Here is an 11,479-nt window from a genome sequence, read left to right as displayed (position 1 = left end):
GTCGTCAGGCGGGCAGCGGCTGCGTGGGGCCCTCGGTCGTCGCGGGCTCCACGACGGCCGGCGCGCTCGCGGGCGCGACGTGCGGCGCGGCGAACCCGGTGGACTCGCCCATCGTCTCGCCGTGCTGGCTCAGGTCCAGGCCCAGCTCCTCGTGCTCACGGGGCACACGCAGGGGGACGATGCGGTCCACCAGCTTGTAGAGCAGGTACGAGCCGACGAAGGAGAAGACGGACACCAGCACCAGCGCGGCCAGGTGCTTGAGGAACGTCGTCGTCTCGCCGTACACCAGCCCCACATCCTTGGCCAGCACGCCCGTGAGCACCATGCCCACCACGCCGCCCAGGCCGTGGCAGGGGAAGACGTCCAGCGTGTCGTCGATGGAGGTGCGGTTCTTGAAGTGCACCGCCCAGTTGCTCACGAAGCTGGAGACCAGGCCCACCATGATGCTCTGGCCCACGGTGATGAAGCCCGCGGCGGGCGTCACCGCCACCAGGCCCACCACCGCGCCCACGCACGCGCCCATGGCGCTGGGCTTTCGGCCGCGCAGCCAGTCGAACGCAATCCATCCGAGCATCGCCGCCGCGGACGCCGTGTTGGTGGTGGCGAAGGCGAGCGTGGCGAGCGACGAGGCCGACAGCGCCGAGCCCGCGTTGAAGCCGAACCAGCCGAACCAGAGCATGCCCGTGCCCAGCATCACGAAGGGCAGGTTGGCCGGCGTGTGCGATGCGTTCTCCCGATGCGTGTGCCGGCGGCCCAGCACCAGCGCGCCCGCCAGCGCCGCGAAGCCCGCGGACATGTGCACCACCGTGCCGCCCGCGAAGTCCAACACCCCCCACGTGCGCAGGAAGCCCGCCGGGTGCCACGTCCAGTGCGCCAGCGGCGCGTAGATGAAGAGCGTGAAGAGCACCATGAAGAGCACGTACGCCTTGAAGCGCACCCGCTCCGCGAAGGCGCCGGTGATGAGCGCCGGGGTGATGATGGCGAACTTGAGCTGGAACAACGCGAACAGCAGCAGGGGGATGGTGGGCGCGAGGTCCGGATGCGTCTCGCCCCCCACGCCGCTGAACATGAAGAAGGTGCGCGGGTCGCCGATGAGGCCGTGGAAGCTGTCACCGAAGCAGAGGCTGAAGCCCACCACCACCCAGAGCAGGCTGATGACCGCCATGGCGATGTAGCTCTGCAGCAGCGTGGACACGACGTTCTTGAGCCGCACCATCCCGCCGTAGAAGAACGACAACCCCGGCGTCATCAACAGCACCAGCGCCGTGGCGGTGAGGATCCACGCCGTGTCCGCCGGGTTGATGGGCCCCCCTTGCCGGGTCTGCGCCGCCGGTGTCACCAGCATGCCCGCCACGCCCACACCCACCAGCAGGGCCACTGCCAACCACTTCTTCATCGCGCGCTCCCCAGCAAGGACTGACGCAATGCAGTATGGGTAGGCGGGGCGCTGATTTCAATTCCCCAGGGATTAATTCTAGGTTCCTTGAGCTGAATATCGATATTTTTGAGCTAAAACATCAACCAACTGGGGCTTTGCGCGGAGCCGCTACTTCACGACGATGCCCCCGTCCTTGATGTCCAGGTCCTCCCCGCCCTTGAGGACGACCTTGCCCTTGTCCGTCTGGACGGTGCAGGGGCCAGAGCCCGGGATGGTGAGGGAGGCGGTCTGGCTCTTGCCGAAGGACACGCTGGTCTTCACGCCGCTGCACACGGCGCCCCACGTGTAGTCGCGCGAGTCGTGGTTGGAGTAGCGCACGGTGATGGCCGCCGAGGCGGTGGACGCCACCAGCAAGCCGGCGACGAGGGTGGCCATCGAGAGTCGGGCCTTCATGAGTCCCCCAAGGGGTGTGGAGTGTCGCAGTCATAGCCGTTGGGCCTGACGCGTGCTCGTGACGTGTGAGCGCCACACCCGGGATGATGGTGGTCACCCTCCCGCGAGTGGAGTCCTACGGGGACATACGAACCGACGTGGCGCGATGGGCGGTGCTCACGCCGGAGGCGCGGCGCCGTGCTCGAGCTGTTCGGGGTGCAGGTGGAACCAGCGCGCGATGAGCATCACCTCCTGCGCCTCGTGGGCCTTGAGGCCGAGCGTCTCGGGCTCGGGGCGCTCGAAGACTTCCCGCGCGCGGGCGGCGAGCGCTGCGTGTTCCTCGGGTGTGCGGGGCGCGGGGCGCTCATCGCGCACGCTGCCACGTCGCAGGATGTAGACGCGGTCCTCTCCGGCGTAACCCGGCACGGTGTACACGAAGGACAGGCGCTTCATCGTCCGACCCAGGGAGACCATCCACCCGCGCAGCGCCTCCAGCCGCTCCGCGCGGTCCCTCAGCTCCGCGGCGTACTCGAACTGGAGGCGGCGCGCGGCCAGGGCCATGCGCTCGCGCAGGAGCACCAGCGGCGCGTCGGACGTCCCCTCCAGGAAGGCCCGGGCCTGGGTGACGCGGGCGTGGTACTCCGCCTGTGTGCAGCCCGCGGCGCAGGGCGACAGGCAGCGCGAGAGCTGCCCGCGCATGCACAGGGGCTCCAGCTTCACCGGGAAGAGCTGGCCCTGGTCCGCCAGGCGCATCGGTGTGTCCGCGGCGCAGTCGCGCAGCTCGAGCAGGTCGTTCACCGCGCGGACCACCTCGGACACCGCGCCCGGGCCGTGGAAGGGGCCGTAGTAGTCGCCGCTCGCGCCATTGACGCGTCCCACCACGTGCAGGCGCGGGACGGCCTCCTTCGTGAGGTGCAGGAAGCAGTGCCCCCGGTCGCGCTTGTGCTCCACGTTGTAGAGGGGGCGGTGCTGCTTGATGAGGCGCAGCTCGCGCAGCAGCGCGGCGAACTCGCTGGGCGTGTGCTCCCACTCGACGTGATGCGCGTGGCCGATGATGTCCGCGGCCTTCTCGCCCGGCTCCGCGCGGAAGTAGGAGAGCAGCCGCGAGCGCACGCGCACGGACTTGCCCACGTACAGCACCTCGCTCGACGGGCCCAGCATCCGGTAGACGCCGGGCCGGTTCTCGGCATGCGCGCGGACGTGGTCGAGGAGCGAGGCGATGCGGGAAGACATGGTGCGGACGGTGCACGGCACCACGGGCGCCGGACGGGACACCGTACACCCCGCTGGAGAGGGTGGGGGACTGGTGACGCCGGCCACGCCGTGCCTGGGTGTGGGGTGGGCCGCCGCCCGGGCGGTCCTGACGAGCAGGCGTGGACCGCCGCGTCGCGCTCCTGGGGTCCGGAGCAGAACGAGGAACACTGGGTTTGTGAAGTTTTGTCAGATGACTTGTCTCGTTGAGTTAACGGCGTTAAGTGATGGGCCCATGTAAACCCGGGCCCACGAGAGGGCCGGTCCTTGGTCCGCCCGAGCCGGTGCGGGAGGGAGTCGCGTCATGGTTCGTGCCCCGTCGTTGAGCGTGTGCGCCGCGTGGGTGAGCGGTCTCGCGGTCCTCCTGTTGGGCCTGCAGACGGTGGCGGGGTGTTCGCCTCCGGCCACCGCGGCGCCGGAGCGCGCCTCCGGTGGAGAGGCGCCGGTGCGCGTCCGCTCGGTGGTGGTGCGGGAGGAGGAGGTCGTCCAACCCGTGCGGGCCAGCGGCGCCCTGGCCGCGAAGCAGGAGTCCCGGCTGTCGTTCAAGCTGGGAGGCATCGTCCAGCAGGTCGCCGTGGAGGAGGGGCGCGCGGTGACGCGCGGTCAGGTGCTGGCGGCGCTGGACCCGTCGGAGGTGGGCCCGCAGGTGGCGCAGGCGCGCGAGGCGCGAGACAAGGCGGCGAGGGACCTGGAGCGGGCGCGGAGCCTGTTCGAGGCCGAGGTCGCCACCCGCGTGCAGCTCCAGGACGCCACCACCGCGTTCGAGGTCGCGGAGGCGGGGCTGCGGGTCGCCACCTTCCAGCAGCGTCAGACGAGCCTCGTCGCGCCGGCCTCCGGTCGCATCCTCCGGCGGATGGTGGAGCCCGGCGAGGTGGTGTCGCCCGGACAGGCGCTCTTCGTGTTCGCCAGCGCGGAGGACGGCTGGGTCGTCCGCGTGGAGCTCGCGGACCGTGACGTGGTGCGCGTGAGGGAAGGGGACTCCGCGGAGGTGTTCCTGGATGCCTATCCGGGGCGGACCTTCCAGGCGCGGGTGCGGGAGGTGGCCAGCGCCGCCACGCAGGGACTGGGCACGGCCGAGGTGGAGCTGGAGCTGCTGCTGTCTCCGACAGCTCCGGGCGCCAAGTCCACCGAGGGGACGCGCGTCGACGCCGCGCCGAGGCTCTTGTCCGGGCTCTCCGCCAAGGCGCGCGTCTTCCCCTCGGAGCGGCGGGTGCTGCGCTTCGTCCCCGTGGAGGCGTTGCTGGAGGGAGACGGCGACTCGGCGAGCGTCTTCGTCCTGGCCGAGGACGGCCAGCGCGCGACGCGGCGCCGGGTGCGCGTGGCGTTCCTCTCCTCCGAGGACGGCCGCGCGGCGTTGTCCGAGGGCGTCGAGGCGGGCGCCCGGGTCGTCACCGATGGGGTGTCCTTCCTGCGCGAGGGCCAGCCGGTGGCGGTGGTGGAGGCGCGATGAGGCTGTCCACGGCGGCCGTGAAGAATCCCCAGCTCACCCTGGTGGTGTTCGCGATGTTGGTGGCGCTGGGGGTCTCCAGCGCGCTCTCCATTCCCCGCGCGGAGGACCCCGTCTTCCCGATGCCGAGCTTCACCGTCGTCGCCGTCTACCCCGGCGCGAGCCCCTCGGACCTCGAGCAGCTCGTGGTGGACCCGCTGGAGGACGCGTTCGAGGAGCTCGACGACGTGAAGGAGGTCTCCAGCCAGATGGAGGATGGGCTGGCGCAGGTGGAGATTGAATTCGAGTCGTCTTCCGACGTGGACGACAAGCACGCGGAGGTGCTGCGGCAGGTCACCGCCACGCGGCCCAAGCTCCCCGCGGGGCTGGTGCGCCTGGAGGTCATCCGCCACAGCGCGTCGAACGTGAGCGTGGTGCAACTGGCGCTGGTGGGCCCGCACGTCTCCGCGCGCGAGCTGGAGCGGCGCGCGGATGACCTCTCGGACCGGCTGGGGCGCGTGGCCGGCGTGAAGAAGGCGGAGGTCTTCGCGGCGGCGAAGCAGGAGGTGCGCGTGTCCCTGGACCCCGAGCGCCTGGCGCGCGTGGGCGTGTCCCTGGACCAGGTGCTCCAGGCGCTCACGGGCGCCAACCTCAACATCCCCGCGGGCAGCGTGGACGTGGGCACGCGCCGCTTCAACGTGAAGACGGGCAGCGAATTCACCTCGCTCGAGCAGGTGCGCGCCACGGTGGTGGCCGGCGGTGCGTCCGGTGTGGTCCGGGTGTCGGACGTGGCCGAGGTGTCGTTCCGAGACCAGGACGCGGTGCACCTGGGCCGCTACAACGGGGAGCGCGCGGCCTTCGTGGGCGTCACGCAGAAGGACGGCGGCAACGTGTTCGCGGTGCGCGACGCGGTGTTGGAGGTGGCCCGGGCGTGGGCGGAGGAGCTGCCGCCAGGGATGCGGCTGGAGACGGGCTTCGACCAGTCGCTCCAGGTGCGCAGGCGGCTGGGCGGCTTCGCGGTGGACTTCGCGCTGGCGCTAGCGCTGGTGCTGGTGACGCTCCTGCCGCTGGGGTTCCGGGCCAGCCTCGTCGTCATGGTCTCCATCCCGTTGTCCCTGGCCCTGGGACTGGCCGCGCTGCACCACGCGGGCTTCACGCTCAACCAGCTCTCCATCGTCGGCTTCGTCATCGCGCTGGGCCTGCTGGTGGATGACAGCATCGTGGTGGTGGAGAACATCGCGCGCTTCCTGCGCCTGGGGCGCACCCGGGTGCAGGCCGCCATCGAGGGGACCTCCCAGATTGGCCTGGCCGTGCTCGGCTGCACCGCCACGCTGGTGCTGGCCTTCGTGCCGTTGGTGTTCCTGCCCGGCACCTCCGGCCAGTTCATCCGGGGCCTGCCCATGGCGGTGGTGTTCACCATCCTCGCGTCGCTGCTGGTGTCTCTCACCGTGATTCCGCTGCTCTCGAGCCTGGTCCTCTCGAAGGACGAGCACCCGGAGGGCAACCGGGTGCTGCGCTGGCTCCACCACGGAATCGAGCGGGTGTATCGGCCCGTGCTCCACCGCGCGCTGACGCGCCCCGTGCTGACGCTGGTGGTGGCGGCGGCGCTCTTCGCGGGCAGCCTCGCGCTGGTGCCCGTGGTGGGCTTCAGCCTCTTCCCCAAGGCCGGCGCGCCCATGTTCTACGTCCAGGTGGAGACGCCCGAGGGCACGAGCCTGACGGAGACGGACCGCGCGGTGCGCTTCGTGGAGGAGGTGCTGCGCCGCCGTCCGGAGGTCCGCTCGGTGTCCGCCAACTCGGGCCGGGGACAGCCGTCCGTCTACTACAACGTCCAGCCCAGCCCCGAGCGCCCCAACGTGGGCGAGGTCTTCGCCCAGCTCGAGGCATACGACGCACGCGAGACACCCGCGCTGCTCGACCTGCTGCGCGCGGAGCTGTCCACGTACCCGGGCGCGCGCATCGAGGTGCGCGAGTTCGAGCAGGGGCCGCCCATCGAGGCGCCGGTGGCGGTGCGGCTGATGGGGCCGGAGCTGGAGCCGCTGCGCGAACTGGCGGACCGGACGCAGCGCGTGCTGGAGAGCACCCCGGGCACCCTCTACGTGAAGAACCCGGTGCAGACGCGCCGCACGGACCTCCAGGTAGAGGTGGACCGGGAGAAGGCCGGGCGGCTGGGCGTGCCCGCGGCGGAGGTGGCGCGCGCGGTGCGCTTCGGGCTGGCGGGGCTTCCCGCGGGCTCCTTCCGGGACGAGGAGGGGGACGACCATCCCATCCTCGTGCGGCTGCCGCTGGAGTCCGGCGCCTGGCCCGCGCTGGACGCGCTGGAGCGGCTGCACGTGGCGAGCGTCACCGGCGCCCAGGTGCCGCTCGGGCAGGTGACGCGGGTGCGGCTGGAGGCGGGCCCCAATCGCATCACCCACCACGAGGGCGAGCGCTCCGTCACCGTCTCCGCCAGCGTGGCCACCGGCTTCATCAACGACAACGTCATCCAGGAGGTGATGCGCCGGGTGGACGCGGAGGTGAAGCCGCCCGCGGGCTATCGCCTGGAGATGGCCGGCGAGCTGAAGAGCCGTCAGGAGAGCTTCGACGGGGTGTCCGCCGCCGGCATCATCGCGGCGTTCGGCGTGCTGGCGGTGCTGGTGCTCGAGTTCCGCACGTTCCGGGGCGCGCTCATCGTGGCGTCGGTGATTCCGCTGGGCCTGGTGGGCGGCATCGCCGCGCTGTGGCTCACCGGGAACACGCTGTCCTTCACCGCCTCCATCGGCTTCATCGCGCTGGTGGGCATCGAGGTGAAGAACAGCATCCTGCTGGTGGACTTCACGAACCAGCTGAGGGCCCGGGGCCTGTCGGTGGACGCGGCCATCGAGCAGGCGGGCGAGACGCGCTTTTTGCCCATCCTGCTCACCACGCTCACGGCGCTGGGTGGACTGCTGCCCCTGGCGCTGGAGAACAGCAGCCTCTACTCACCCCTGGCGTGGGTCATCATCGGCGGGTTGATTTCCTCCACCGTGCTCACCCGCGTGGTGACGCCCGTGGTGTACAAGCTGTTGGCCCCGGAGGTGGAGCCCGAAGCCGAGGCTCGCGAGCCGGCCGTGTCCGGCGGTAGCGTCCTGTCCCCCGGAGGCGCGGTGTAGCGGCACGAGCGAGGCATCATGGGCATCAAGGAGCGGCGAGAGCGGGAGAAGCAGGCGACGCGGCAGCGCATCCTGGACGCGGCGCGAGAGCTCTATGGCCAGGAGGGCTACGAGGCGATGACCATGCGCCGGGTCGCCGAGCGCATCGAGTACAGCCCCACCGCCATCTACGTCCACTTCAAGGACAAGGCCGCGCTCGTGCGGGAGCTGTGCACGCACGACTTCCTGCGCTTCGCCGAGGTGCTCAACAAGGTCGCCCGGGTGAAGGACCCGCTGGAGCGGCTCAGGAAGATGGGCCGGGCGTACATCGAGTTCGCCCGCGAGCACCCCACCACCTACCGGCTGCTCTTCATGGACCGCCTCCCCGCCGAGGTGGGGTCCAAGTCCGAGGAGTCGCTCGAGCAGGACAACCCGGAGCAGGACGCCTATGCCTTCCTGCGCAAGACGGTGCAGGAGGCGAAGGACGCGGGCTGCTTCAAGCCCGAGCACCAGGACGTGGAGCTGGTGAGCCAGGTGGTGTGGGGCGGGATGCATGGGCTGGTGGCCCTGCACCTGGTGAAGACCCAGGAGGACCCGTGGGTCGACCTGCGCCCGCTGCCCCGCGCGGCGGAGCTGATGGTGGAGCTGTTGCTGGAGGGCCTCACGAAGCCCTCCAGCCCAGCGGGTCTCAAGCGGGCTCGATGAAGTTGAGCCGGTAGCCGTCCGGGTCGGTCACGACGACCTCCCGGGTGTGCCAGGGCTGCACGGTGGGACCTTCCACCTCGGCCCCCTGGGCCTGGGCGCGCAGGAGCAGCTCGTCCAGCGCACCGGAGCCCTCGACACGGATGCCCACGAGCACGCCCATCCCCCGTCGTCCTTCCAGCTGGAGCTGCGCCGGCGGCGCGACGAGGTAGAGGTCCGCCGCGCCCGCCCACTGGAGGCGGACGAAGGGAGGCTCGGACTGGGTGCGCTCGAAGCCGAGCGCCTCGTAGAACGCGAGCGAGCGCGGCAGGTCCGTGACGAGCAGCTTGACGAACGCCGTGTTCACTTCTTGAGGCCTTCGGCCACCAGGGCCGCCTGCACGTGGGGACGCTCGGCGACGCGGGCGTGGTAGGCGCGCACGGCCGGGAACGGCTCCAGGTCCACCTTCATGGGCGCCGCCCAGTTCAGCACGGTGAACAGGTACGCGTCCGCGACGGTGAACTGCTCACCCAGGAGGAACGACTGCTTGGCCAGCACGCCGTCCAGCGTCTTCAGGCGCTGCGCGATGCGCTCCTTGTAGATGGCCTTGCCCTCCTCCGGGAACGCCGGGTTGAACAGGGGGCTGAAGGCCTTGTGCAGCTCGGTGGAGATGAAGTTGAGCGTCTCCTGGAGCTGGTAGCGCGGCAGCGTGCCGTTGGCCGGGGCCAGCTTGGCCTGGGGCGCCTGGTCCGCGATGTACTGGACGATGGCGGGGCCCTCGGTCAGCACGTTGCCGTCCTCGAGCACGAGCGCGGGGACATAGCCCTTGGGGTTGACGGCGAGGTAGTCCGCGCCCGTCTCCGTCTTCTTGGAGCGCAGGTCGACCTTCTCGACGTCGAACTTCAGGCCCGCCTCACGCAGGACGATGTGCGGGGACAGGGAACAGGCGCCATTCGTGTAGTAGAGCTTCATGGTGCAAGACCTCGCGTGTGGGATTCGCGGCGCGCAGTTGTGCACCTTCCCGAGGTGGGATGCCACCGTTTCCGTGGTGCTCCCACGGCCTGCCTCACCGGTCGGCCGGGTGTCGCTCGGGTGACGACGTGGGCTCCTGGGTCCACCGGGCCCCGCTGCCCGGGGCGTGCGCGCGGTGGTAGGTCTCTGCCTCCCTGACCCCCGAGCAAGCTGCGGCCTCGCGCGCGCTCCGTCAGACAGACATGGCCGGCGTCCACCCCCGGCCTGGAAGGACCCTATGCGCTTCAAAGCCACTCTGCTGCTGCCCCTCGCCCTCCTGGCGCTGGGCGCGACGCCGGCGTGCTCCGGCGATGGTGACGACAACAAGCCCGACGCTGGCGGCACGCCCGACGCGGGGGGCCAGGACTCCGGCACGCCCGACTCCGGTACGCCCGACTCCGGTACGCCGAGCGGCGGTGATGGCGGCACGGGCACCGCGTCGTGTCCGTCCCACGCGCTGTTCTGCGAGACGTTCGAGAACGGCCGGGGCAGCTGGGAGGAGCAGAAGACGCACGCCACCATCACCGCGGACGGCACCAGGCCGCACACCGGCTCGGGTTCGCTGCACGTGGTGACGGAGGACGGCATCGACGAGAAGCAGGGCGAGGGCGAGGCCATCGCCCGGTGGATTCGCTCCCTGAGCCCCACGTTCAGCACGCAGTTGTTCGTGCGCGCGCACGTGTTCATGACGTCGCTGCCGGGAGACTTCGGGCAGATGGGGACCTTCTTCGTCCTCTTCTCGGACGCGGGCAACGACTTCGGCGGCTTCGAGCTGCAGGTCATTCAGGACACGGGCTTCGCGCTGGATGACTGGTCCGCGCGCAACGGACAGGGCTGGAACCGGCAGGGGCCGCCGGTCAACCTGGGCATGTCCACCGGTCGCTGGGTGTGTCTGGAGTGGGAGGTCCGCCGCCCCAACGCGTCCAGCACGCACGGCACCACCACGGTGTACGTGGACGGCGCCAAGGCGCATGAGTTCACCGAGATTGGCATGCGCTCGTTCAACACCTTCATGGTGGGCTACGGCTTCGTCCATCCGCAGGGGCCGTCCGCCTCCGAGACGTGGATCGACAACGTGGCGGTGAGCAGCACCCGTCGCATCGGCTGCGAGTAGCACCCCGCACCTCCGGGCCCTCCCGGGGCCCGGAGCCCTCGCGCGCATCGCCTGTCAGGTCCAGGGGCGAATCTTCGTGTTTTCGGGACACGAAGCTTCGTGCTCACCACGGGGCTGGCATTCGAAAGGCAGCGAGTCATGTCGTTGAAGGAGCTTGCGCGCCAGACGGTGCGCATCACGGAGCAGGGGCAGTACGTGGCGCCCTCGGGCCGGGTGGTCCAGGTGGGCGACCTGGTGGAGCGCGCGGTCAGCGGGACGGTGCTCTACCGCCCCGAGGACTTCTCGGGACTGACGCCTCGGGGGCTGGCTGCCGGCACGGCGCCGCGCATCGAGGTGACGGGCGAGAAGACGGGGCAGGCGGCGCGGAGGCTGGTGGAGGAGGAGGGGCTGACGCGCGTCGCGGCGCTCAACTTCGCCTCCGCGAGGAACCCGGGTGGCGGCTTCCTGGGTGGCGCCAAGGCGCAGGAGGAGGACCTGTCGCGCTGCTCGGCGCTCTATCCCTGCCTGCTCACGCAGCGCGAGTACTACGACGCCAACCGCGAGGAGCGCTCGGCGCTGTACACGGACCACCTCATCTATTCGCCGGACGTGCCGTTCTTCCGCGACGACTCGTTGGAGTTGTTGGAGCGGCCCTTCCTGCTCTCGGTTCTCACCGCGCCCGGACCCAACGCGGGGGTGGTGCTGCGAGAGGACCCGCGGCAGCGGCGCCAGCTCCACGCGGTGCTGCGGGCGCGCGCGCTGAAGGTGCTCCAGGTCGCCGCGCATCAGGGGCATGAGGTCCTGGTGCTGGGGGCGTGGGGCTGCGGCGTCTTCCGCAACGAGCCGGCCGAGGTGGCGCAGGCCTTCTCGAGCGCGCTGACGCAGCTGTACGGCGCCTTCTCGCGCGTGGTCTTCGCCGTGTACGAGCGGGGCGGGGACGGGCCGAACCTGCGCGCCTTCCAGGAGCACTTCGGCTGAGGGCGCGCGGATTTAACTCCGTTTAATCCCACGCCCCTCCCGATTTGGACGACAACTCCCTGGAGCATTTGCTCGAGGGGGAAGCCGATGCACGGGGACTGGCGCAGTGTTGGGGACTC

The 11,479-nt window shown here is 70.6% G+C and carries 10 protein-coding genes; 5 read left to right on the top strand and 5 right to left on the bottom strand.

From position 1 onward, the window contains the following. Positions 1-4: 4 nt before the first annotated feature. The 3 genes from LXT21_RS34360 to LXT21_RS34350 form a co-directional block, all read right to left on the bottom strand. Positions 5-1,396 carry an ammonium transporter gene (locus LXT21_RS34360; protein ID WP_254042455.1) on the bottom strand — a complete coding sequence of 464 codons (1,392 nt, stop codon included), beginning with the start codon at positions 1,394-1,396 and terminating at the stop codon, positions 5-7. Between the two features lie 150 nt (positions 1,397-1,546). Beyond that, positions 1,547-1,831, bottom strand: coding sequence for a hypothetical protein (locus LXT21_RS34355; protein ID WP_254042454.1), 285 nt, complete (start codon positions 1,829-1,831; stop codon positions 1,547-1,549). Between the two features lie 156 nt (positions 1,832-1,987). Then, positions 1,988-3,043, bottom strand: coding sequence for a GIY-YIG nuclease family protein (locus tag LXT21_RS34350; RefSeq protein ID WP_254042453.1), 1,056 nt, complete (start codon positions 3,041-3,043; stop codon positions 1,988-1,990). A gap of 322 nt (positions 3,044-3,365) precedes the next feature. On the opposite strand from LXT21_RS34350, the gene LXT21_RS34345 reads away from it, so the two are divergent. Genes LXT21_RS34345 through LXT21_RS34335 form a run of 3 tightly spaced genes read left to right on the top strand, consistent with a single transcriptional unit; the run spans position 3,366 to position 8,302 of the window. Continuing rightward, positions 3,366-4,511 (top strand): efflux RND transporter periplasmic adaptor subunit, encoded by a 1,146-nt coding sequence (locus LXT21_RS34345; protein ID WP_254042452.1) that lies wholly within the window; start codon positions 3,366-3,368, stop codon positions 4,509-4,511. After that, a complete protein-coding gene (locus LXT21_RS34340) occupies positions 4,508-7,618 on the top strand; it encodes an efflux RND transporter permease subunit (RefSeq protein WP_254042451.1) in 3,111 nt (1,036 codons plus the stop codon). Before LXT21_RS34345 ends, LXT21_RS34340 begins: the two co-directional genes overlap by 4 nt. 18 nt (positions 7,619-7,636) lie before the next feature. After that, the gene (locus tag LXT21_RS34335) at positions 7,637-8,302 is read left to right on the top strand and encodes a TetR/AcrR family transcriptional regulator (RefSeq protein WP_254042450.1); all 666 of its coding nucleotides are present in this window, start codon (positions 7,637-7,639) and stop codon (positions 8,300-8,302) included. Here the strand turns inward: LXT21_RS34335 and LXT21_RS34330 are convergent. Beyond that, on the bottom strand, positions 8,286-8,645 hold the full coding sequence (locus LXT21_RS34330; RefSeq protein ID WP_254042449.1) for a VOC family protein: 360 nt from the start codon (positions 8,643-8,645) through the stop codon (positions 8,286-8,288). The genes LXT21_RS34335 and LXT21_RS34330 overlap by 17 nt on opposite strands. After that, positions 8,642-9,250 (bottom strand): glutathione transferase GstA, encoded by a 609-nt coding sequence (gene gstA, locus LXT21_RS34325; RefSeq protein WP_254042448.1) that lies wholly within the window; start codon positions 9,248-9,250, stop codon positions 8,642-8,644. Before gstA ends, LXT21_RS34330 begins: the two co-directional genes overlap by 4 nt. Before the next feature lie 277 nt (positions 9,251-9,527). On the opposite strand from gstA, the gene LXT21_RS34320 reads away from it, so the two are divergent. Then, positions 9,528-10,403 (top strand): hypothetical protein, encoded by an 876-nt coding sequence (locus tag LXT21_RS34320; RefSeq protein WP_254042447.1) that lies wholly within the window; start codon positions 9,528-9,530, stop codon positions 10,401-10,403. A 138-nt stretch (positions 10,404-10,541) separates the two neighbouring features. After that, complete coding sequence (locus LXT21_RS34315; protein WP_254042446.1) at positions 10,542-11,360, top strand: TIGR02452 family protein; 819 nt, start codon at positions 10,542-10,544, stop codon at positions 11,358-11,360. Positions 11,361-11,479 lie beyond the last annotated feature (119 nt).

The organism is Myxococcus guangdongensis (assembly GCF_024198255.1).
Classification (GTDB): Bacteria; Myxococcota; Myxococcia; order Myxococcales; family Myxococcaceae; genus Myxococcus; species Myxococcus guangdongensis.
The sequence above is the reverse complement of the archived record's forward strand: the minus strand, read 5'-3'. Positions and strand labels throughout refer to the sequence as shown.

Excerpts from the sequence above, each read along its gene's own strand:
- gstA (WP_254042448.1), bottom strand. The coding sequence starts at position 9,250 with ATGAAGCTCTACTACACGAATGGCGCCTGTTCCCTGTCCCCGCACATC.
- LXT21_RS34345 (WP_254042452.1), top strand. The coding sequence starts at position 3,366 with ATGGTTCGTGCCCCGTCGTTGAGCGTGTGCGCCGCGTGGGTGAGCGGT.
- LXT21_RS34350 (WP_254042453.1), bottom strand. The coding sequence starts at position 3,043 with ATGTCTTCCCGCATCGCCTCGCTCCTCGACCACGTCCGCGCGCATGCC.
- LXT21_RS34360 (WP_254042455.1), bottom strand. The coding sequence starts at position 1,396 with ATGAAGAAGTGGTTGGCAGTGGCCCTGCTGGTGGGTGTGGGCGTGGCG.
- LXT21_RS34320 (WP_254042447.1), top strand. The coding sequence starts at position 9,528 with ATGCGCTTCAAAGCCACTCTGCTGCTGCCCCTCGCCCTCCTGGCGCTG.
- LXT21_RS34315 (WP_254042446.1), top strand. The coding sequence starts at position 10,542 with ATGTCGTTGAAGGAGCTTGCGCGCCAGACGGTGCGCATCACGGAGCAG.
- LXT21_RS34340 (WP_254042451.1), top strand. The coding sequence starts at position 4,508 with ATGAGGCTGTCCACGGCGGCCGTGAAGAATCCCCAGCTCACCCTGGTG.
- LXT21_RS34335 (WP_254042450.1), top strand. The coding sequence starts at position 7,637 with ATGGGCATCAAGGAGCGGCGAGAGCGGGAGAAGCAGGCGACGCGGCAG.
- LXT21_RS34355 (WP_254042454.1), bottom strand. The coding sequence starts at position 1,831 with ATGAAGGCCCGACTCTCGATGGCCACCCTCGTCGCCGGCTTGCTGGTG.